This is a genomic window from Aeromicrobium sp. P5_D10 (assembly GCF_054049535.1).
Genome location: NZ_JBFUME010000004.1, coordinates 319,198 through 340,195 on the forward strand (window position 1 = coordinate 319,198; position 20,998 = coordinate 340,195).

At 66.3% G+C, this 20,998-nt stretch carries 20 protein-coding genes; 3 read left to right on the plus strand and 17 right to left on the minus strand.

The features are described from left to right. Positions 1–42: 42 nt before the first annotated feature. Positions 43–1,077 (plus strand): LacI family DNA-binding transcriptional regulator, encoded by a 1,035-nt coding sequence (locus ACXJKC_RS09295; protein ID WP_456696418.1) that lies wholly within the window; start codon positions 43–45, stop codon positions 1,075–1,077. A gap of 114 nt (positions 1,078–1,191) precedes the next feature. On the opposite strand, the gene ACXJKC_RS09300 is transcribed toward ACXJKC_RS09295, so the two are convergent. Both ACXJKC_RS09300 and ACXJKC_RS09305 read right to left on the minus strand, forming a co-directional pair. Continuing rightward, a complete protein-coding gene (locus tag ACXJKC_RS09300; protein ID WP_456696419.1) occupies positions 1,192–1,980 on the minus strand; it encodes a TIM barrel protein in 789 nt (262 codons plus the stop codon). Beyond that, complete coding sequence (locus tag ACXJKC_RS09305; protein WP_456696420.1) at positions 1,977–2,981, minus strand: Gfo/Idh/MocA family oxidoreductase; 1,005 nt, start codon at positions 2,979–2,981, stop codon at positions 1,977–1,979. Before ACXJKC_RS09305 ends, ACXJKC_RS09300 begins: the two co-directional genes overlap by 4 nt. A 108-nt stretch (positions 2,982–3,089) precedes the next feature. Between ACXJKC_RS09305 and ACXJKC_RS09310 the strand changes: the two genes are divergently transcribed. Further along, a complete protein-coding gene (locus ACXJKC_RS09310) occupies positions 3,090–4,073 on the plus strand; it encodes a LacI family DNA-binding transcriptional regulator (protein ID WP_456696421.1) in 984 nt (327 codons plus the stop codon). Here ACXJKC_RS09310 and ACXJKC_RS09315 read toward each other — a convergent pair. The 11 genes from ACXJKC_RS09315 to ACXJKC_RS09365 all read right to left on the minus strand — a co-directional run bounded on the left by ACXJKC_RS09315 (position 4,070) and on the right by ACXJKC_RS09365 (position 16,299). Next, positions 4,070–5,059, minus strand: coding sequence for a Gfo/Idh/MocA family protein (locus ACXJKC_RS09315; RefSeq protein WP_456696422.1), 990 nt, complete (start codon positions 5,057–5,059; stop codon positions 4,070–4,072). The genes ACXJKC_RS09310 and ACXJKC_RS09315 overlap by 4 nt on opposite strands. 79 nt (positions 5,060–5,138) lie before the next feature. After that, entirely contained in the window at positions 5,139–6,290 is a 1,152-nt protein-coding gene (locus tag ACXJKC_RS09320) for a Gfo/Idh/MocA family protein (protein ID WP_456696423.1), read from the minus strand. After that, positions 6,287–7,165: an ATP-binding cassette domain-containing protein gene (locus tag ACXJKC_RS09325; RefSeq protein WP_456696424.1), complete on the minus strand. Its 879-nt coding sequence runs from the start codon at positions 7,163–7,165 to the stop codon at positions 6,287–6,289. Before ACXJKC_RS09325 ends, ACXJKC_RS09320 begins: the two co-directional genes overlap by 4 nt. Further along, positions 7,162–8,211: an ABC transporter permease gene (locus tag ACXJKC_RS09330; RefSeq protein WP_456696425.1), complete on the minus strand. Its 1,050-nt coding sequence runs from the start codon at positions 8,209–8,211 to the stop codon at positions 7,162–7,164. Before ACXJKC_RS09330 ends, ACXJKC_RS09325 begins: the two co-directional genes overlap by 4 nt. 61 nt (positions 8,212–8,272) lie before the next feature. Continuing rightward, the gene (locus ACXJKC_RS09335) at positions 8,273–9,235 is read right to left on the minus strand and encodes a sugar ABC transporter substrate-binding protein (protein WP_456696426.1); all 963 of its coding nucleotides are present in this window, start codon (positions 9,233–9,235) and stop codon (positions 8,273–8,275) included. Between the two features lie 34 nt (positions 9,236–9,269). Then, positions 9,270–10,781, minus strand: coding sequence for a CoA-acylating methylmalonate-semialdehyde dehydrogenase (locus ACXJKC_RS09340; protein WP_456696427.1), 1,512 nt, complete (start codon positions 10,779–10,781; stop codon positions 9,270–9,272). After that, on the minus strand, positions 10,778–12,706 hold the full coding sequence (iolD, locus tag ACXJKC_RS09345; protein WP_456696428.1) for a 3D-(3,5/4)-trihydroxycyclohexane-1,2-dione acylhydrolase (decyclizing): 1,929 nt from the start codon (positions 12,704–12,706) through the stop codon (positions 10,778–10,780). Before iolD ends, ACXJKC_RS09340 begins: the two co-directional genes overlap by 4 nt. Beyond that, entirely contained in the window at positions 12,703–13,587 is an 885-nt protein-coding gene (gene iolB / locus ACXJKC_RS09350; protein ID WP_456696429.1) for a 5-deoxy-glucuronate isomerase, read from the minus strand. The genes iolD and iolB overlap by 4 nt, the downstream gene beginning before the upstream one ends. Then, entirely contained in the window at positions 13,584–14,477 is an 894-nt protein-coding gene (locus ACXJKC_RS09355) for a Cgl0159 family (beta/alpha)8-fold protein (protein WP_456696430.1), read from the minus strand. The genes iolB and ACXJKC_RS09355 overlap by 4 nt, the downstream gene beginning before the upstream one ends. Continuing rightward, complete coding sequence (iolC, locus tag ACXJKC_RS09360; RefSeq protein ID WP_456696431.1) at positions 14,477–15,424, minus strand: 5-dehydro-2-deoxygluconokinase; 948 nt, start codon at positions 15,422–15,424, stop codon at positions 14,477–14,479. Before iolC ends, ACXJKC_RS09355 begins: the two co-directional genes overlap by 1 nt. Next, complete coding sequence (locus ACXJKC_RS09365; protein WP_456696432.1) at positions 15,421–16,299, minus strand: TIM barrel protein; 879 nt, start codon at positions 16,297–16,299, stop codon at positions 15,421–15,423. The genes iolC and ACXJKC_RS09365 overlap by 4 nt, the downstream gene beginning before the upstream one ends. Before the next feature lie 140 nt (positions 16,300–16,439). On the opposite strand from ACXJKC_RS09365, the gene ACXJKC_RS09370 reads away from it, so the two are divergent. Next, entirely contained in the window at positions 16,440–17,177 is a 738-nt protein-coding gene (locus ACXJKC_RS09370) for a GntR family transcriptional regulator (protein ID WP_456696433.1), read from the plus strand. 96 nt (positions 17,178–17,273) lie between these two features. On the opposite strand, the gene ACXJKC_RS09375 is transcribed toward ACXJKC_RS09370, so the two are convergent. Genes ACXJKC_RS09375 through tig form a run of 4 tightly spaced genes read right to left on the minus strand, consistent with a single transcriptional unit; the run spans position 17,274 to position 20,938 of the window. Next, positions 17,274–17,753 (minus strand): SRPBCC family protein, encoded by a 480-nt coding sequence (locus tag ACXJKC_RS09375; RefSeq protein ID WP_456696434.1) that lies wholly within the window; start codon positions 17,751–17,753, stop codon positions 17,274–17,276. After that, positions 17,753–18,214 (minus strand): SRPBCC family protein, encoded by a 462-nt coding sequence (locus ACXJKC_RS09380; RefSeq protein ID WP_456696435.1) that lies wholly within the window; start codon positions 18,212–18,214, stop codon positions 17,753–17,755. The genes ACXJKC_RS09375 and ACXJKC_RS09380 overlap by 1 nt, the downstream gene beginning before the upstream one ends. A 51-nt stretch (positions 18,215–18,265) precedes the next feature. Further along, positions 18,266–19,525, minus strand: a complete 1,260-nt coding sequence (locus tag ACXJKC_RS09385) for an esterase/lipase family protein (protein ID WP_456696436.1) — start codon at positions 19,523–19,525, stop codon at positions 18,266–18,268. Positions 19,526–19,582: 57 nt separating this feature from the next. Beyond that, positions 19,583–20,938 (minus strand): trigger factor, encoded by a 1,356-nt coding sequence (gene tig, locus ACXJKC_RS09390; RefSeq protein ID WP_456696437.1) that lies wholly within the window; start codon positions 20,936–20,938, stop codon positions 19,583–19,585. Between the last annotated feature and the right edge of the window lie 60 nt (positions 20,939–20,998).

Sequence of the window (20,998 nt, forward strand, 5' to 3'; positions counted from 1 at the left end):
GGAGACGTTAAAACACCTCAAAAACACCTCAACGGAAGACTGATGGCCCATCCCTACCGGCTGCGCGAGATCGCGCAACAGTCCGGGCTCAGCCTGGCCACAGTCGACCGCGTCCTGAACCGGCGTCCGGGCGTCCGCGCCAGCACGATCGCCGAAGTCGAGCAGGCCGTCGCCGACCTCGACCGGCAGGCCTCACAGCTGCGGATCGGCCGCCGGACGTTCCTCGTCGACCTCGTGATGCAGACGCCCGCACGGTTCTCGTCGGCGGTGCGGGCGGCCTTGGAGGCGGAGCTGCCGCAGTTGCGACCTGCCGCCGTCCGGTCGAGGTTCCACCTGCAGGAGCCCAGTTCACCTGCCGACGCGGTCCGCACCCTCGCCGGCATCGCGCGACGGGGATCTCAGGGCGTGATCCTCAAGGCCCCTGACTCTCCAGAAGTCGCTACGGCGATCGACGACCTCGCAGATCAGGGAATCCCGGTCGTGACGCTCGTGACCGACGTGTCCCGCAGCCGCCGGGTCGCCTACATCGGGATCGACAACCGGGCGGCAGGAGCCACGGCTGCCTATCTGCTGGCCCAGTGGACGTCCGACTCGACCGGATCGGTGCTGATGACGCTCAGCAGCTCGACGTTCCGCGGTGAGGACGACCGCGCCGTCGGATTCCGCGACACCTGGGCAGAGCTCGTGCCGGGACGGCCCGTGCGCGAGATCGGCGGCACCGACGGTCTGGATGCCTCGATGCTCGACACCGTCCGTGCAGCGCTGGCGAAACACCCGGACATCGACGCGGTCTACTCGATCGGTGGCGGCAACCTGGCGACGCTGGAGGCGTTCGAGGTGACTGGCCGGCCGTGTCGGGCCTTCATCGCGCACGACCTCGACCACGACAACTCGGCGCTGCTGCGCCAACGACGGCTGTCAGCGGTCCTGCACCACGACCTCCGCGCCGACATGCGCCGAGCCTGCCGAGTCATCCTCCAGGCCAACAGCGCCCTCCCGGGCCCCGTTCACTCCCTGCCGTCCCACATCCAGGTCGTCACGCCGTACAACGAGCCGGGAGCCTTCCTCGACCCCTGACCCCCACCGCTGACGAGGGGGTTACGGCCCTCCGAGGAGGTGGTTGCCGCCCCAAGCGCAGGGCGTCGACCACCTCGCCGAGGGGCAGCAAGTGCCTCGTCAGCGGGGAGGGGGTCAGATGGTGAAGGCTTCGCGGAAGGCTGCGAGTGCAAGGTCACTGCCAGCCGTCCCCGGGATCGAGGCGAAGGCCTCCATCGCGACGACGCCGTCGTAGCCGGCGTCCGCCAACGCCCCGGCGACGAACGGCCAATTGACCTCACCCGTCCCGGGCTCGCAGCGTCCCGGGACGTCGGCGACCTGGACTTCACCGACGTGCGGAACAGCCCGTCGGATGAGCTCGACGAGATTCCCTTCGCCGATCTGCGCGTGATACAGATCCAGGTTCATCTTCAGGTGCGGACTGTCAACGGCAGCGACCAACGCCAACGTGTCGGCCGCCTTGCCGAACGGCGTTCCGGGATGATCCACCTCGGTGTTGAGATTCTCCAGTACGAATGTGACCCCATGGGTCTCGCCGAGCTCGGCGACACAGGTCAAGGTGCGAAGCGCGGCCAGCCACATGTCACCCGTCACGACCTCCACGGGCCGAACGGGGATACCGCCCTCCCCCAAGCCCGTGCCGTGCAGGTTGAGCGAGGGTGACCCGATCGCCTGAGCGAACGGGATCGACAGTTCAGCCGTGCGCAGCAGCTCGTCAGCGCCCTCGCGGGTGATGAGGTCTCCTGAGACGTAGCCGGTCATCGACGTGAACGTCGCTCCGGTGGCGATCAACGCGGCAGGGTCTTTGGCCGTCCAGTCCCAGATCTCCGCGGCGAATCCCGCCGCATGGATCCGTTCGACGCGGTCGAGGTGGGGCAGGTCGGTGTAGACCATCTCGGAGCAGATCGCGAGCGTGAACGTCATCGGACGACCTCCGCGCGTGCGCGGGTCACGATCGAGTCGATGCACGCCTGGGCGATTGCGAACGCGGCGAATGCATCGTCACCCGTCACACTCGCGGCACGTCCTTCTCGCACGGCAGCTGCGAACTCGGCGAACTCGCCCGTGTACGCATCGAGGAGCAACTCGGTATCGCTGTGCGATGTCGTCGCAAGCCGCCCGGCGGCGTTGTGCAATCGCAGCGAGGACTGGGCGCCTTCCCCCATCGTGACCATCCCTTCGGATCCCAGAACCTCCCCGCGCACGTCGTAGCCGTACGTCGCGGCGAAACTCGCCTCCGCCGTCGCGATCGCACCGTTGTCGTAACGGATCACGGCGGTGGCGTGATCGAGAAGGGTGGGATGTCCCGGCGCCGTGAGCGATCCCGCGGTCGCGATGACGTCGACCGCCCGCGCGCCGGGGTTGAGCCAGTTGAGCGTGTCGAAGTCGTGGATCAGCGTCTGGGTGAAGATCGTCCACTCGGGCACCGCGTCGGGGTCGCCGGGACCGCGGCCAGGGTCACGGGTCAACGAACGCAGCTGTCGCACCGCACCCAACTCCCCTGCAGCGATCAAGTCATGGGCCGTGATGAACTCGCGGGCGAAACGCCGATTGAAACCGACCTGGAAGACAACCCCCGCCCGAGCCGCGGCCGAGCGGGCCGCGTGGATCTCGTCGAGCGACATCCCGGCCGGCTTCTCACTGAAGACGTGCTTGCCGGCATTCGCCGCAGTGACGATCAGCTCGGAGTGCGCAGTCGACGAAGCCGCGATCACGACGGCGTCGATGTCGTCGGCGGTCAGGATGGCTTCGGGGGACGTCTCACCGCGGGCACCGAGCGGCTCGGCGATCGAAGCCGCCGCCCCGGGACGCGGATCGGCCACGGCGACCAGTTCGGCCTCCGGGACGCGACGAGCAATGACCGACGCATGGGAAGCACCGATGCGACCGGCGCCGATGAGGCCGATCCGAACGGGAGTCGACACAGCGAACCACCTTAACTATTACCTGCAATAACAGGACTAGTACGTACTAGTAGATTGAGGATATACTGATCGCTGTTCGAGCGTCAACACACCCAGACAGGAGCACGCGTGGCCGATCCGACCCAGGCTGATGTGGCCCGCGCGGCAGGGGTTTCCACCGCGCTCGTGTCGATCGTGATGCGTGACGTCGCCGGTGCCAGCGACGAGACCCGACGCCGGATCCGCGAGGTCGCCGACCAGATGGGCTATGTCCCGGACGAGCGGGCCCGCAAGCTGCGGCAGACGTCATCGCGGCTCATCGGCGTCACCTTCGATCTGCACCAGCCCTTCCACGGAGACATCGTCGAACACCTCTATGCGGCGTCCGCACGACATGGCTACGACCTGGCGATCAGCGCGGTCGCACCGACTCGCGACGAGAACGCGGCGATCCAAGCGCTGCTGCGGGAACGCTGCGAGGTCGGCGTGCTCCTCGGATCGACCCTGACCGACGAGGCCCTGGCCACGACGGCAGAACGGGTGCCGCTGTTGCTGGTCGCCCGACGCAGCGAGGTCGACACGATCTCGTCGGTGCGCAGCGATGACGCCGAGGGTGTCGGGTTGGCGGTCGATCATCTCGTCGAGCTCGGCCACCGGCACATCGTGCACATCGACGGCGGCCACGCACCAGGTGCCGACGACCGACGTCTTGGCTTCGCCGAGGCGTGCCAGCGTCGCGGCCTGGTCCCTCTCGTGGTGGCCGGAGGTCCGACCGAGGCCGAGGGATTCGAGGCCACCGCCGACCTGTTGACCAGCCTGCCCAACATCACCGCGATCGTGGCCTTCAACGACCGCTGCGCGGCCGGCGCTCTCGACCTGCTCGTGCGACGGCACCGCGATGTGCCCGACGACGTCTCGGTCATCGGCTACGACGACTCACGCCTGGCGATAGGCCCCCACGCCCAGATGTCGACGATCTCGCAGAATGCCGCCGAGATGGCCGAGAGCGCGATCGAGGGCGCTCTCGACCTCCTCGCGGGCGGCGCGGCCCGTGACGTCGTCCTGACTCCACACCTCGTGGCCCGCAGCACGACCGGCCCGGTCAGGGTCTAGGCGTACAACGCCGGCCGCTCCCCCGGATCCACGCTCTCGCGCCTCCCCGAAGCCAGCGAGGCGACACCGGCCTCGGCCGCGACGTTCGCGACGTAGCCGTCCCAGGCACTCGGCCCGCTGACACCGTGGGTCAACGCGGAGTCTGCCCAGGCCGACAACTCGATCCGGTAGGCATCGGCGAAATGAGCCACGAAATCATCGCGCACCGGCACGCCGTCGACACCGGCGATGCGGGTGCTGACCGACGGGGTCGGTACCAGCGATGACGTCCCCCGGCTGCCCACGACCTCACAGCGGACGTCATAGCCGTAGCCGGCATTGACGAAGACCTCGGCGGTGACCATGATTCCCCCGCGCGTCCAGATCGTGGCGAGTTGCGGATCGCGGAAACCCTCGACGATGGGCGACTCGACCCTGATGCCCACGATCGGGTCGTCGAGCAACCACGGGATCGTGTCGAGCTCGTGGATCATCGATCCGGTGATCAGGCCCGCATCGCTCGTGCTGGTGCTGCTGGACGCATTGCGGTGCACCGCGTGGACGAGCCTGACGTCGCCGACGATCTTCTCGGTCACGGTGCGCCGAAGCTCCACGAAGCCGGGATCGTAGCGACGCATGAAGCCCACCTGCAGCAGACGCCGCCCCAACGCGACTTCGGCCTCGACGACGCTGAGCGCATCGGCGGCCGTCACCGCGAGTGGCTTCTCGCACAACACAGGCTTGCCGGCCGCGAAGCAGGCTTTGGTCAGATCGGCGTGGGTGAAGTCGGGCGAGGCGATGATGACCGCATCGACGTCATTCGACGCGATGAGCTCTTCGGCCGAGTCGGCGGCGAGCCCCGACGCGGTGGCGGCCACGGCCTTGGCACGCTCGACGTCCATGTCGAACACCATCGAGACCCGTGCCGCCGGCACGCTCGCGGTCAGGGTGCGGACGTGGTCGGCCCCCATCGCTCCCGCACCGATAACTCCCACTCGCAAGCTCATAGCGGCACCTCCGTTGGAAAAGCACAACGATACGGACGTACCGCTGTGAGAGTCTGATCGTTCACTCGCTGGCGCTCGCTCATAGGGTGACCCAACGCCTTTCGTCTGCCGACACGATCATCGCGTCGACCGTGGAGGCCGCGACCAGCGCGTCCGAGATGGTGGCACCGACCGGCTTGCCCGTCGCGATCGACTCTACGAGGCGCCGGGCTTCGATGACCTTGAGGTCGTCGAAGCCCATGGGATTGTTGGCCCCGGGCTGGAAGGCAGCCAGCTCACCGTCCCCGGGGGCCGCGTACCGCGTGGAGTAGAACGCGTTCTGGTAATCCTGATCGAGGCACACCTGCAGCTCATTCATCCGCCGGAAGTCCCACGAGATCGCGCCGGTTGTGCCGTGCACCTCGATGCCGTACCTGTTCTGCTCGCCGACGGCCGATCGGCTCGACTCCAAGATGCCGCGTGAACCATCGGCGAACCGCAGCAGAGCGTTGACGTAGTCCTCGTTCTCGACATCGCCCATCGCGCCTGAGCCGCGCTCGTAATGCATCGCACCTGCCCGCGCCTCGGGCCGCTGCTGGATGAATGTCGAACGGTCGACGACCAGCTCGGCGATGTCCGCCACGACGTACCGGGCCAGGTCGGCGGCATGGCTGACCAGGTCACCCAGCACCCCGGTCCCGGCGAATTCGTTCTGGAACCGCCACGACAGCGCGCCGTCAGGGTGCGCCGCGTAGTCGGAGATGAAACGCACCGTCGTGTGCTCGACGCTGCCGATACGACCGCTCTTGATCAGATCCCGGGCGAGCTCGACGGCCGGCACGTTGCGGTAGTTGAAGCCTGCGGCGGCCTGGACGCCCGCGGCCGCGACCGCCTCGGCGATCTCACGGGTCTCCATCGAGTCACGGCCTGCGGGCTTCTCGACCCACAGGTGCTTGCCGGCATTGGCCGCGGCCACCGCGACGTCGCGGTGGATGAAGTTCGGGCCTGTGACGCACACCAGGTCGATGTCGTCGCGGGTCACGAGATCGCGCCAGTCCGACACCAGGTGCTCGAAGCCGTAGGCCGTCACGGCGCGTTGCAGTCGGTCATCCGTCGCAGTGTCTGCGACGGCCACGAGTCGCGGCGTGAGCGGGCTGTCGGTGTAGTGCTGGGTCAGCCGGGTCAGGGCACGTGCGTGCACCTGCCCCATCCAGCCCAACCCCACGATCCCGACACGGAGGTCCCGCGTCACTGGACCTCTGCCTTCATGTCCCGGGCGATCTGCGAGTCCTCGCCCATCGTGTTGGCGAGTTCGTGGGCCAATGACTCCAGCTCGGCACCGCCGGCCATCATCGAGGTCAACTCTTCGAGCGTCATCTCGGCCTTCGGGAAGTCACCCATGCTCTTGCCACGTCGCAGCAACATGAACCGGTCGCCCACGGGGTACGCGTGATGCGGATTGTGGGTGATGAACACGACGCCTAGCCCACGATCACGGGCCTTGGCGATGTACTTCAGCACGACGCCGGACTGCTTGACGCCCAACGCCGCGGTCGGCTCGTCGAGAATCAGCACCCGGGCACCGAAGTACACGGCGCGGGCGATCGCGACGCATTGCCGCTCACCACCCGAGAGCGTGCCGATCGGCTGCTCGACATCGCGCAGATCGATTCCCATCGCGGCGAGCTCAGCCTTGCTGATCCGTTTCATCTCGTCGACGTCGAGGCGGCGGAACGGGCCTACGCCCTTGGAGATCTCACTGCCGAGGAAGAAGTTGCGCCACACCGGCATCAGCGGAACGACCGCGAGATCCTGATAGACCGTCGCGATGCCCAACTCGAGTGCCTCGCGGGGGCTGGACAACGTCGTGGCCTTGCCGTCGATGACCAGCTCGCCGTCGGAGTGCTCGTGCGCTCCGGCCAGGATCTTGATAAACGTCGACTTGCCCGCGCCATTGTCGCCCAGCACGCAGGTGACCTCACCGGCCCGGACGGACGTGGAGACGTCGCTCAGCGCGATGATGTTGCCATAACGCTTGCCGATGTCCTTGACCTCGACGATCGTCGTGCCCAGCGCAGGAGGCACAACGGCCTTCGTCACGGGTGAGGTTGCTGTCTTCTTACTCATTTGGCCAACTCCGCTCGCTTGCGAACCCATTCGTTGAGAAGCACCGCCACCAGAAGCATCACGCCGAGGAAGGCGAACAACCAGTCGTTCTCCCAGCCGCTGTACACGATGCCCTGGTTGACCATGCTGTAGATCAGCGCACCCAGAGCCGCGCCGATCGCCGAGCCGTAGCCACCGGTCATGAGGCAGCCGCCGACGACCGCGCAGATGATGTAGATGAACTCCTGGCCGACACCCGTTCCGGCCTGGACCGTCGAGGTGCGGAACACCAGGAGCATCCCGACGAGCCAGCCCGCTGCCGACGTCGTCATGAACAAGGCGACCTTGGTCCTGAAGACCGGGACGCCGACCTGACGGGCAGATGTCTGCGCGCCGCCGACCGCGAAGATCCAGTTGCCGACCTTGGTGCGCAGCAGGACCCACGTGGCCAGGACCGTGACGCCGATCCACCAGAACACCGAGACGTACAGAGCACCACCGGCGCTGGTGGAGCCGTTGATGTCGATCGAGGCACCGAACACGGCCTTGGCCTGATCGTAGAACGGGACATTGCTGAGTCCCTGGATCGCGACCTGTCCGATCAATGCCTTGGTACCGGCGAGGTTGACCCCCTGCAGGACGAAGAACGTTCCCAAGGTCACGATGAAGCTCGGCAATCCGGTCCGCATGACCAGGATGCCGTTGATCATGCCGACGAACAGCGCGACCATCAGCGAGACGAGGATCGCGGCCCACACATTGAGTCCGTACTCGGTCGTCAAGATGCCGACGATGAGTCCCGTCGTACCGGTCATCGCACCGGCCGAGAGGTCGAATTCGCCGCCGATCATCAGTAGCGCGACAGCCACGGCCATGATGCCGATCGTCGATGCTCCGGACAACCAGGTCGATGCGCCTTGGCTCTTCGCGAACGTGTCAGTCGTCGCCGCGAAGAACACGAAGATGACGATGGCCGCGACCAACGCGCCGATCTCCGGACGTTTCATGAGCTTGGTGAGGGTCGAGGTCCGAGCGACGCGCTCGTCGACCGCTGTAGCTGTCGTCATGTTCTGCTCCAATTCGGGCCATTGGCCCTGGGGCCCGGACAAGCCGGGCCCCAGGATCAAATCAGCGGGTTCCGTTCGCGGCGAACTCCAGAACCGCGTCAGCGTTGTCCTTCGTGATGAAGGCCGGACCGGAGTTGATCGGCTGGCCGCCACCGACGTCATTGCCGTTGATGTCCTTCAGGTACAGCGTCGTGACACCCAAGAAGCCCTGGACGTACGGCTGCTGGTCGACCGCAAACAGGATCTTGTCGGACTGGATGTTCTTGATGACGTCCTCGGAGAGGTCGAACGTTGCCAGCTTGGCCGAGCTGCCCGACTCTTCGATCGAACCGACGGCGTCGATCGCGTACTGTCCGCCGAGCGTCAGCACGACGTCGATGTCCTTGTCGGTCTGCAGCTTGGAGGTGATCGTCGACTGAACCGCGGCGTCATTCTTGCCGTCGACCTGCAGGTTGGAGATATTGCCGCCGAACGTCTTCGCGACGGCCTTGCAGCGCTCCTCGAGGCCGACGTTTCCGGCCTCCTGGATCACGCAGATCCCGTTCTTGAATCCTTCGGACTTGAGCCGCTCGCCGACAGCCTCACCGGCGATGGTCTCGGTCTGCCCGATATGCGTGATCGCGCCGAATTCCTTGAAACGGTCGACGCCGGAGTTGATCGTGACGACCGGGACGCCCGCGGCGACGGCCTTCTTGATGCTGTCTTCGAGGCCGTCAGGGTTGGCCATCGAGACCACGATGCCGTCGTACTTGTCGGCGACGGCGCTGTCGATCAGCTGCGACTGCTTGGCCGGATCGTTGTCGTTGGTGTACTTGACCTCGACACCGTAGTCCTTGCCGGCCTTCTCAGCGCCGGACTTGACCCGGTCCCAGAATGCGTCGCCGGGACCACTGTGCGTGATCACGGCGTACTTGAGATCCGTGGCCTTGGCTTCGGTCTTGTCTTCCTTGCCGGTTCCGCTGCAGGCGGCAAGCAGCGCACCAGCTGCGACGACCGCACAAGCGATTGTGAGCTTTCTTTTCATCGATGTGTTCCTTGTCTTGATGTGGAACCCGGCGTCATTGAGCCGTCGGGAAGTTCAGTTGGGCGAGTGATTCCTCACTGACATGGGGCCACCGGGTGGTGACGACCTTGGCCTGCGTGTAGAACCGCACTCCTTCGGGACCGTGGATGTGATGGTCGCCGAACAGGGAATCCTTCCAGCCTCCGAATGAATGGAAGGCCATCGGGACCGGAACCGGCACGTTGATGCCGATCATGCCCACGTGGACCTTCCGCTGGAAGGTTCGTGCCACCTCACCCGAGGAAGTGAACACTGCTGTGCCGTTGCCGTACGGATTCGAGTTGATGAGCTCGATCGCCGCATCCAGCGTCGGAACCCGCAGCACGGTGAGCACGGGTCCGAAGATCTCGTCGGTGTACACCGACATGTCAGTCGTGACGTTGTCGAGCAGCGAGGGGCCGACGAAGAAGCCCTCTTCGTACTCGTCGACGACCAGGTCGCGTCCATCGACGATGACCTTCGCGCCGGCCGCTTCGCCCTGCCCGATGTAGTCGATGATGCGCTGCTGCGACGCCTTGGTGACGACAGGGCCCATCTCGGCGTCCGGATCGGTGCCGACGCTGACCTTGAGGTCGACCGACCGTTCGCGGATCTTGTCGACCAGGGCGTCTGCGGCAGGTCCGACGGCGACGACGGCGGAGATCGCCATGCAGCGCTGTCCGGCCGAGCCGTACCCCGCGGCGACGATGTGGTCCGCCGCGAAGTCGAGGTTGGCGTCGGGCATCACGACGGCATGGTTCTTGGCTCCGCCGAGCGCCTGCACCCGCTTGCCTGTACGCGAGGCACCTTCGTGGACGTACTTGGCGATCGGCGTCGAGCCGACGAACGAGACGCCCGCGATGCCGGCGTGTTCCAGGATCGCGTCGACCGCGACCTTGTCACCGTGCACGACGTTGAACACGCCGTCGGGCAGTCCGGCCTCGGTGTAGAGACGAGCGACGAGGTCAGAAGCCCCCGGAACCCGCTCGGACGGCTTGAGGATGAACGTGTTGCCAGTCGCGATCGCGACAGGGTGCATCCACAACGGCACCATGATCGGGAAGTTGAACGGCGTGATCCCCGCGACGACGCCGATGGGCTGACGGAACGTGTGCGAGTCGACGCTGCCGGAGACCTGGTCGCTGTACTCGCCCTTGAGCAGCTGCGGGATGCCGGCCGCGAACTCGACGACCTCACGGCCACGGACGACTTCGCCCTTGGCATCGTCGATCGTCTTGCCGTGCTCTGACGAGATGATCTGCGCGAGCTCGTCCTCGTGCTCGACAAGCAACTGCCGGAAGTCGAACATGATCCGCGACCGTGCGGTGACCGACGTCTCGGACCAGGTCTCGAACGCCTTGGCGGCTGCCGCGACGGCCGCGTCGACGTCACCGGCGGTCGCGAGACGCACCTGCGACTTCACCGCACCGCGTGCGGGGTCGTAGACGTCGCCGAAGCGATCGCTCTCGCCCTGGAAGCTCTTGCCATTTATGTAGTGGCCATATGTCGTGGACTGAGTCTGCGTCATGCGTTGCCCCTCTGATGTTCTGATGTCGGCGCGAGGTAGCCGCGCTGACGGGTTTTGTGGTCTTCGTAGGTGCGGCGGGCCTGCTGCGTCGAATCGAGGACCGATACCTCGGCGACCGGGACGTCCCACCATGCCGGGCTGTCAGGCGCCGGAACCATGGGATCGGTCTCGACGTGGATCACGGTCGTGCGTGTCGATGCCTTGGCCTTGAGCACTGCGGCACGGAACTCCTCGATGCCCGCGACGGCCAGGACGTCAGCGCCGAGGCTTGCCGCATTGGCCGCCAGGTCGACCGGCAGCTTGTCGCCGTCGAGTCCGCTGGCCGTCCGATAACGGTACGACGTGCCGAAGCGCTGAGAGCCGAGCGACTGCGACAGCGCTCCGATCGAGGCGTAGCCATGGTTCTGGACCAGTACGACGATGACCTTGATGCCCTCGGCTACCGCCGTGACGAGTTCGGTGTTCATCATCAGGTACGAACCGTCGCCGACCATCACGAAGACATCGCGATCGTCCTCGGCATCGAGGGCGGCGAGCTTGACGCCGAGTCCCCCGGCGATCTCATAACCCATGCAGGAGAAGCCGTATTCGACGTGATAGCCCTTGCGATCGCGGGTGCGCCAGAGTTTGTGCAGATCACCGGGCATCGAACCGGCCGCACACACCACGACATCGCGAGGATCGGACAGCTCGTTGACCGCACCGATGACCTGCGATTGGATCGCCAGGCCGTCGGCGATCTCCGGCGCACCGACACCGTCGTAGGCCCGCTGCACGATCTCGTCCCACTCGGACGCCAGCTCGGTCGCCCGCGCGGTGTGCGTGGCGTCCGCGGTCCATCCGTCCAGCGCCGCGGCCAGTGTCGTGAGACCTTCGCGGGCGTCGGCCACGAGGCTGATCGCCGAGTGCTTGTGGGTGTCGAAGGCCGACACGTTGAGGTTGACGAACCGCACGCCGCCGTCTTGGAACACCGTGCGGGACGCCGTCGTGAAGTCGCTGTACCGGGTGCCGATACCGATCACGACGTCCGCCTCGGCGGCCAGCGCATTGGCGGCCGTCGTTCCGGTCGCCCCGATCGCGCCGACCGACTGCGGGTGGTCGTACGGCAGCGAGCCCTTGCCGGCCTGTGATTCGGCTACCGGGATTCCGGTCGCCTCCACGAACCTGCGCAGCGCGTCGGATGCCTGTGAGTAGATGACCCCGCCACCAGCGACGATCAACGGCTTGCGGGCCGACCTGATGGCCGCCACTGCGCGATCGAGCGCGGACGGCTCAGGCACCGGGCGGGCCATATGCCACACCCGTTCGGCAAACAGCTCGTCAGGGAAGTCGAACGACTCGGCCTGCACGTCTTGCGGCAGCGCGATCGTCACGGCGCCGGTCTCGGCCGGATCGGTCAGGATGCGCATCGCGTGCAGCAACGCCGAGGCAAGCTGTTCGGGGCGGTCGACCCGGTCGAAGTACACCGAGACGGGCCGGAACACGTCATTGACCGAGATATCGCCCTGCTGGGAGTTCTCCAGTTCCTGGAGCACGGGACTCGCGACGCGGGTCGCGAACGTGTCGCCCGGCAACAACAGCACGGGCAGCCGGTTGATCGTCGCGAGCGCAGCGCCGGTGACCATGTTGGTGGCACCCGGACCGACGGACGCCGTGACGGCCATCGCGGTCATCCGGTCCGCCTGGCGGGCGTACGCGACAGCGGCGTGCACCATGGCCTGCTCATTGCGGCCGTGGAAGAAACGCAGATGGGACGGATCGCCGGACTGCTCGCGCTCCAACAACGCCTGGCCGACGCCGGCGACATTGCCGTGGCCGAAGATGCCCCAGCAGCCGGCGAAGAACAGCCCGCGCTCGCCGTCACGTTCGACGTACTGGGCCTCGAGGAAGCGCACGGCCGCCTGAGCAACAGTGAGAACAGTCATCGGGAGTCCCCCTCTCCGAAGGGCAGCCGCGGGTCGACGGCCTGGTCGGCCCAGGTGCCGCGCACCCAGGCGTGGGCCGGATCGTCACAGATCAACCAGGCGCGCTCGGCGCCCGGTCCGGCCATGACATTGAGGTAGTACATGTCGTAGCCGGGGGCCGCGATCGAGGGGCCGTGCCAGCCGTGCGGGATCAGGACGGCATCGCCGCTGCGGACCTCGGCCGAGACGTCGATCTCGGCATCCTCGTGGCCGTACACCCGCTGGAAGCCGATGCCCGGACCGGATGGGCCGTCCGCGATCTCGAAGTAGTAGATCTCTTCGAGAGCGGTCTCGCCATCGCGCTCCTGGTCGTGCTTGTGCGGCGGATACGACGACCAGTTGCCGCCCGGCGTCAGCACCTCGCACGCGATGAGATTCACGGCTTCGAGGACACCGGGAATGCCGAAGTTGTTGACCTGGCGGCTCGACTGGCCGGCACCCCGCAGTTCGACCGGGACATCTGCCTTGGGCAAGTAAGCCGGTTCGAGGCGCCGTTGGCACGCCGCCGAAGCGAGCGCGAAACGTCCGCCGTCGACGCTCGACACGCTCAGCCGGGCGTCACGCGGTGCGTAGACCACATCACTTGGACCGGCGAAAACGTTGGTGCGGCCTTCCAGGGTGAATGTGCCGTCGTCGACGGTCACGCTCGCTGACCCGCCGAGGGACAACACCATGACTTCGGACTCGCCCGTGGCGATGTCCTCGGCCTGTCCGGGAGCGAGCTCCAAGATCCGCAGACCGCTGAACTCCCAGCCGGCTGTCTTCGGATCGATCTCCAGGGTGAACGGATCAGCCGCCGCCTCACCGGCCCGGACCACACGATTCGAATGTGACAAGCTCACGCGGTCATCATCTCCACAGTCGTGTCGACGGCACCTTCGACGTTGCCGTCGGGCGGGAACAGCAGCGAACGTCCTACGACCATACCGCGCACGGTCGGGCTCGCGAGGGCCTTCGACCACGCGGCGAACTGAGCGCCCTGATCGGACGAGACCTCGCCGCCGAGTAGCACGACCGGCAGCGTCGAGGCGGCCAGCACCGCCTCCATATCGTCGACAACCGGCAGTTTGAGCCAGGTGTACGCCGAAGTCGAGGCCAGTCCTGCTGCAACCGTCGCCGAACGGACGACAGCCTCGGTCGACAGGTCATTGCGCATGCGCCCCGACTCGTCCCGTCCGGAAATGAAGGGCTCGACCATCGCCATGACCCGGCTCTGTGCGAGCTCGTCGACGGCCTGGGCGCAGGCCTGCATCGTGGCCGGCGTCGCGGGGTCCGTGGGGTCGATCCGGAACAGCATCTTGCCGCCCTGGTATCCCGCCGAAGCGATCGACGCTGCGTCGAAGCCCGTGAAGCGGTCGTCGATCTCGAACACCGTCCCGGCCAGTCCGCCACGGTTCATCGAACCGATGACAACCTTGTCGTCGAGTGCGCCGAGCAGCAACAGGTCCTCGATGACGTCGGCCGTGCCGAGCACGCCGTCGACGCCCGGACGGTCCAGCGCGCGCACCATGCGATTCAGCAGTTCGGCGCGGTCGCCCATCGCGAGCGGATCGTCGCCTGCGCGCAGCGCCCCGCGCGCGGGGTGATCCGCAGCGACGAGCAGCAGCCGTCCGGTGCTGCCGACCAGGCTGGTCGGCTGGGTGCGCGATGCATTGAGCTCGGCGACCCGTTCGGGATGCTCGACCCGGGTCGTGACGAGCCGGGCGATGTCCTGGGCGGTGACGGAGGTCATCAGACCCTTCCTCGAGAAAGAACGGCGTCGACCTGGTCGACGGTGGGCATAGCGTCGGCGCACGACAACTGTCCGGCGACATAGGCGCCGGCAGCATTGGAGAACGAGAGCATCCGGGTCAGGTCCCAGCCGCTCAACAGCCCGTGGACCAGCGAGCCGCCGAAGGCGTCCCCCGCACCGAGACCGTTGACGACGGCGACCGGCACCGGCGGAACGACGACCGACTCGTCACCCCGCACCCCCAGTACCCCGGCGGGACCCTGCTTGACGATCGCGAGCTCGACGCCGGTCGCGCGCAGCGCCTTCGCGGCGGCCTGCGGATCGGTCTCGCCGACCGCGACCTGGCACTCCTCACGATTGCCGAGGGCGACCGTGACGTGCGGCAGCGCGGCCTGTACCTGCTGATGGGCCTGCTCGGGCGACTCCCAGAACATGGGCCGGTAGTCGAGGTCGAGGACGGTGATTCCACGCGTGCCACGGGCCTCGAGCGCCGCGAGATGTGCCTCGCGGCTGGGCTCCTGCGATAGGCCGGTGACCGTGATCCAGAAGACATCGGCCGCTCGAATCGCGTCGAAATCGAGCTCGTCGACGTTGATCTCGAGGTCCGGAGCCTTGGGCTCGCGGTAGAAGTACAGCGGGAAATCGTCGGGCGGGAAGATCTCGCAGAACGTCACGGGCGTGGGCAGTGCGTCAACAGGCGACACGAACTGGTCATCGACGCCGAAGCCGCCGAGCGCGCGGTGGATGAACGTGCCGAACGGATCGTCGCCCGTGCGGGTGATGACGGCCGAACGGCGGCCCAGGCGGGAAGCAGCGACCGCGACATTGGTCGCGCTGCCGCCGAGGAATTTGGCGAAGGACGTCACGTCCTCGAGGCCGACGCCGATCTGTTCCGGGTAGATGTCGACGCCCACACGTCCCATCGTGATGAGTTCGTGGCCTGTCATGCAAGCGCCTCCTGAACGAACGTCAGGCATGAGCGGACGTCGGCGACGGGGCCTTCGCCGGACGGCGCGCCGTCCTTGAACATGACGTCCTGCTCCAGCACCCACCAGCCGTCGTAGCCGTGGGCACGCAGCGCCGCGATCATGGCGCGGATGTCGACATCGCCCTCGCCGAGGATCTGCCACATCCCTCCCGCGACAGCGTCGGCGAAGGTCACCTCGCCCGACACGACCTTGGCCGCGGCAGCAGCGTCGACATCTTTGAGGTGCACATGCTTGACTCGGTCGAGGTTGGCCAGCGCGATCGCGACGGGATCGGCGCCAGCGGCGGCCAAGTGCCCGGTGTCGATACACAAGCCCACATGCGAGCCCTCGATGACGCGCTGCACATCGGCGGCATTCTCCACCAGCGTGCCCATGTGGGGGTGGATCGCGGCGACCACACCGCGACTCGCGGCGTGATCGGCGATGCGGTCGAGATTGATCAGCAGCGTCTTCCACTGCAGCTCGTCCAGCACCGGGCGGGCGTCGTAGCCATCGGCCCCTGTCGAGGCCGCCAGCACGACGACCCCGGCACCGGAAGCAAGGCAGGCGTCGATGAACGTGTCGACCTCGGGCAGTGGATCGTGATCGGGATCAGCCAGTACGACGGGCAGGAAGCCGCCGACGGCCTGGAGACCGTATCCGTGCAGGAATTCGGCCTTCTCGGTGGGGTCTTCGGGAAGGAAGCCGTCGGGGCCGAATTCGGTGGCGACGATCCCGAGGGACTGCATCTCAGTGAGGACTCGATCGGCGGGCATCTGGTATCCCCAGCCGGGGACTTCGCACACACCCCAGGAGATCGGGGCGCCGGCGATGCGGAGCGGGGTCGTGGACACTGATTCCTCACGTTTCTGTTTGTCGAGTTCTATTTGTCGTGACAAAGTCGGTAGACCGAGTGTGTCCCAGAGCACAACCGCATGTCAAGCCTTTGTCCTGACATATTGACATGACCATTTCTGCCGATAGATTGGGCGGCATGCCCGGCCCCCACTTCACCCTGGATCGATCCAGCCCCGTCCCGCTGTACTTCCAGGTGGCAGAACAGTTCGAGCGAGCGATCCTCGACGGCACCATTGCCCCGGGTGAGCGGATCGACAATGAGATCTCGCTCGCGGCCGACCTCGGCCTGTCGCGTCCGACCATGCGTCAGGCGATCCAGGTTCTGGTCGACAAGGGGATGCTGGTGCGCAAGCGCGGCGTCGGCACACAGGTCGTGCACGGCAAGATCCGACGTTCGGTCGAGCTCACGAGCCTGCACGACGATCTCAGCGCCGCAGGTCAGCGTCCCCGCACCGATGTGCTGTCGGTGGGCAAGGTGCCGGCCGACGATGACATCGCCCGCGAACTGCAGGTCCCCGTCGGAGCCGATGTCTGGTCGCTCGAACGGCTCCGCTGGGTCGATCGCGAGCCGCTTGCCCTGATGCACAACTTCCTGCCGGTCGATGTCGTCGATCTGGCAGCGGTCGATCTGACCGAGACCGGACTGTACGCCCATCTGCGCGACTGCGGAGTCGTGATGCGGGTCGCCCGCCAGCGCATCGGCGCACGCGGCGCCACCGTCGAGGAGGGCAAGCTCCTGCGCGAACGCAAGGGCGCTCCCCTGCTGACGATGCAACGCACCGCCTACGACAACGCCGGTCGCGCCGTCGAATACGGTCGCCATGCCTACCGCCCCGATCTCTACGCCTTCGAACTCACCCTCGTCGACCGCTGACCGCAACGCTCGCGAGCCACCTACTTACCGCCGCCGAGTCACTGAATTACTACCCGCGAGAAACGTCGGGCGAGTCAGTGACTCGCGAAGCGTGATTTAGCGACTCGCGAGCACGGATTGGATCGCAGCGAGGGTTTGTTTCATTCCCTTTTCCAGTTCCTTGTCGTGGCTTTCGGCCCCGCCCAGGGCGTATTTGGCGGTCAACCGAACCGCCAGGCTCGGGTTCACCAGTGCGGTGCGGCGCTCGGTCAACCGCGTGCGGGCACCGCCGTCGAGCGGCTCCAGCTCGTAGGACCATTCGACATCGGTCGGCCACACGTGAAAGGCCAAGGCCCCACGACCCGAATCATGCGCCGGATCCTTCCACCGGGTGATCCGGCTCGTCGTCGGCCAGACGAAGCCCCGGCGACGGTTGAGGTGGACCGCCCGCGCACCCACTCGAGGACGTCCGCGCAGCCAGGTGCGCACCAACTCCGGACTGCGATCCTTCATGGCCTTCAGGTCCGACACTTCGGCCCACACCGCAGCGGGCGATGCGGTGATGTCGATCGAAGCTTCGAGTGGCGGCTGTCCCATCAGGCGGCCTCGGCCGCAGCCTTGATCCGGGTCAGCGTCGCGTTGATACCGCCGTCGAGCTCGACCTCGAAGTTGTCGGTGCCGCCCAGGACGTTCTGGGTCAGCACATTGGAGACCTTCGAAACCCCCTTGGGAGCCGAGCGGCTCTCCGTCAACCGGGTGCCGAACTCCGTCTCCTCCAGGTCATATGTCCAGATCGTCCGGTTCTCGACGATCCGAAACGCCAACCGGCGGTTCGGCTCGAACGCGACGACCTTGGCATTGGTCGGCCAGCGCAGCTTCCCACGGCCGTTGAGATTCAGCGTGCGGGTCCCGAGCTTGACGTCCTTGCCGAAGACGATCATCTTGCGACACTGCGGGCTCCACTCCCCCATCCGCTTGAGATCGGACACCAGGGTCCATACGACTGACGGTGCGGCAGCGATGTCGACACTGCCCTCGATGAGCTGCTGATTCGGCACGGTTCTCCTCAGATCGATGAACCCTGAGCCTATCCAGATAATCCGAATATGTCAGGCGTGTTGCGGTGCGGCCGGTAGCGCCCGCGGATTGTGCGTGCGCGCGTTGAGCCAGTCCACCAGCCAGTCGCCGATCTGCGGGTGGTTGAGCAGCGCGAAGTGGTGGACGCTCGGCAGATATTCGAAACTCGCACCGTCGACAACCGGACCGGTACGACCGACGCCGGTCGCAGAGGAGAAATGCACCAGCAGATCGCCCAGGACCGCGCTCAACGGATGACCGTGCGAAGCGCCCAGCGTCGCCGCCACGAAGTGATATTCCGCATGCGCGAGCGGAGCCGCCGCGATCCGGTCGAGACCCCACTGCTGCGTGAGGTCCTGCCCTTCCCACTCATCACGGGTGATGTAGCCGTGCCGCAGATCGACTATCCCGGCCGAACGCTGGTCGAGGATCGCACCGAATGGACGTGACTGCGGCCAGAATCGCAGGAGCCGCGAACCGACATGGGCGACCTTCTCCAGGTTCGCGCCAGTGTGCGGCGTGCCGAGGCAGATCACGTCGCGGACAAGGTGCTGCCACGTCTCGCCCGCCGCAGTCGCGTGATTGGTCGCAGCACGCGCGACGAGCCCGCCCATCGAATGACCCACCAATGTGATGCGGGTGACCGGCACGGGCCAATTCGCCACAAGTTGCTGGATCAGCACATCGAGGTGCTTGCCGTTCTCGGAGATGTGCAACCCGGTGTTGTACCGGATCATCACCGCGGTGCCATCTGTCTCGGCGGCGATCCGGTCGGCATAGGTCGTACCGTGGGTCTTCGCACCGTGAGTCCACGACTCGTCGTTCTCGCACAATCCGTGCACGAAGATCACCGGATGGCTCGTTCCTGATCGGAATGCCTCCGCGAGGGGCCATGGCGTCAGCGCGACATCGGCTCCATCGACCCGCACTGCCATCGAGATCGCATGCGGATCGTCGAGCATACGCAGCTCGTCGCCGATCAGGCCGTTGATCGCGGCCACGACCAGCCGTCCACGCGGCCCCGACTCCACGGGACGCCCGACGCCCCGGCTGGCCAAGGCGCGGACCGAACCGCTCGAAACACGAAGCACTCCCGATATCGCGCCGTAGACCGAAGTCACCACAGCATCGTGCAGCGACTCGGGTACGTGCCCACCCACGATATGGGTCGCGCGGAACACCCGCGCCGACACAGCACGATGGACATCGCGGGCACTCCCGACGATTAGGCGTTCACCATAATCGAGCGCGAGTGCCGCGACGTCCGTGGTTCGTGCGGGTCCGGCAGACATGTTCCCATACTGCCGGTATCTGGACGCGAAGTGAACCTCCCCGAAGGGAGGCGTGAGTCACGCCTCTTGCGGCTCTTCGTCGTCGCCGAACGTTCCGTCGGCGCGCAGCTTCGACAGCTCGATGACATTGCCCGACTTGTCGGAGACCTTGGCACCCTCGACCAGCGAGGCGAGCGCCTTGCCGCGCAGGACTTCACTGACCATCTCGGGCACGTGGTTGTGCTCCATGATGTGCTGGATGTACGAGTTCGGGTCTTCGCCCGACTGCTGCGCGCGGCGCATGATGTGCTGCGACAACTCGCTGTCGTCGATGCCGAACTCTTCGGTCGCCACAACCTGGTCGAGCACGAACTGGGCGACGAGCGAGTCGCGGACCCGCTTCTCCAGCTCGGCCTCGAACTCGTCGACGGTCTGCTCTTCGTCATCGAGGTACGTCTCGAACGAGACGCCGGCGGCGGCCAACTGCTGCTCGATCTGCTGACGACGGCTCGTGATCTCCTCGGTGACGAGGGACTCGGGCAACGGTGCGTCGATCTTGCTGACGATCTCGTCCAGGACCAGGTCGCGAGCCTCGTTGGCCTGCTGCATGCGCTTGCCACGGGTAACCCGCTCGGTCAGATCGGCACGCAGTTCGTCGATCGAGTCGAACTCCGAAGCCGTCTGTGCGAACTCCTCGTCGAGTTCGGGCAGCTGCTGCTCCTTGACGTCCTGCACCTTGACGGTGACCTCGACGTCCTGGCCGGCGAGCTCTCCGCCGACGAGCTGAGTCGTGAACGTCTTGGACTCTCCGGCCGACAGACCGATGACGGCCTCGTCGAGTCCGTCGAGCATCGTGGCCTTGCCCACGGTGTAGGGCATTCCGTCGGCCTGGGCCTCGGGGATCAGTTCACCGTTCTGCGCGGCGGACAGGTCGATCGTCAGGAAGTCACCGTCGGCGACGGGACGGTCGACTTCGGAGAACGTCGCGAACCGCTCCTGCAGAGCCGTCAGCTGCTCGGTGACGTCGTCTTCGGTGACCTCGGCGTCTTCGACCGTGACCTCGATCGAGGACAGATCGGGCAGATCGAGTTCGGGGCGCACATCGAGCTCGGCGGTGACGACGATCGGCTCGCCGTCCTCGAAGGTCGACAGGTCGATCTCGGGCTGGCTCAGCGGCTGGACGTTGGTGTCCTGGAGGGCCTGGCTGTACCAGCCGGGCAGCGCCGCGTTGAGGGCCTCGTCGAGCACTGCACCACGTCCGACACGCTGGTCGACGATTGCCGCGGGGACCTTGCCCTTGCGGAAACCGGGGATCGTGATCTGCGAGCCGATGGTCTTGTAGGCAGTGTCAAGACTGGGCTTGAACTCCTCGAACGGCACCTCGATGGTGAGCTTGACCCGTGTCGGGCTCAGTGTCTCGGTGGTGCTTTTCACGTGGGTGACTCCTGCATGATCTCGGTGGGGGGTCGGCTTGACCCGCTGCGGCCGTGTCCG

Bases quoted from the DNA above. Each gene is read 5' to 3' on its own strand.
- ACXJKC_RS09335 (WP_456696426.1), bottom strand. From the start codon at position 9,235: ATGAAAAGAAAGCTCACAATCGCTTGTGCGGTCGTCGCAGCTGGTGCG.
- ACXJKC_RS09385 (WP_456696436.1), bottom strand. From the start codon at position 19,525: ATGTCTGCCGGACCCGCACGAACCACGGACGTCGCGGCACTCGCGCTC.
- ACXJKC_RS09300 (WP_456696419.1), bottom strand. From the start codon at position 1,980: ATGACGTTCACGCTCGCGATCTGCTCCGAGATGGTCTACACCGACCTG.
- iolD (WP_456696428.1), bottom strand. From the start codon at position 12,706: ATGACTGTTCTCACTGTTGCTCAGGCGGCCGTGCGCTTCCTCGAGGCC.
- ACXJKC_RS09330 (WP_456696425.1), bottom strand. From the start codon at position 8,211: ATGACGACAGCTACAGCGGTCGACGAGCGCGTCGCTCGGACCTCGACC.
- ACXJKC_RS09355 (WP_456696430.1), bottom strand. From the start codon at position 14,477: ATGACCTCCGTCACCGCCCAGGACATCGCCCGGCTCGTCACGACCCGG.
- ACXJKC_RS09295 (WP_456696418.1), top strand. From the start codon at position 43: ATGGCCCATCCCTACCGGCTGCGCGAGATCGCGCAACAGTCCGGGCTC.
- ACXJKC_RS09340 (WP_456696427.1), bottom strand. From the start codon at position 10,781: ATGACGCAGACTCAGTCCACGACATATGGCCACTACATAAATGGCAAG.
- iolC (WP_456696431.1), bottom strand. From the start codon at position 15,424: ATGACAGGCCACGAACTCATCACGATGGGACGTGTGGGCGTCGACATC.
- ACXJKC_RS09315 (WP_456696422.1), bottom strand. From the start codon at position 5,059: ATGAGCTTGCGAGTGGGAGTTATCGGTGCGGGAGCGATGGGGGCCGAC.
- ACXJKC_RS09375 (WP_456696434.1), bottom strand. From the start codon at position 17,753: ATGGGACAGCCGCCACTCGAAGCTTCGATCGACATCACCGCATCGCCC.
- ACXJKC_RS09325 (WP_456696424.1), bottom strand. From the start codon at position 7,165: ATGAGTAAGAAGACAGCAACCTCACCCGTGACGAAGGCCGTTGTGCCT.
- ACXJKC_RS09370 (WP_456696433.1), top strand. From the start codon at position 16,440: ATGCCCGGCCCCCACTTCACCCTGGATCGATCCAGCCCCGTCCCGCTG.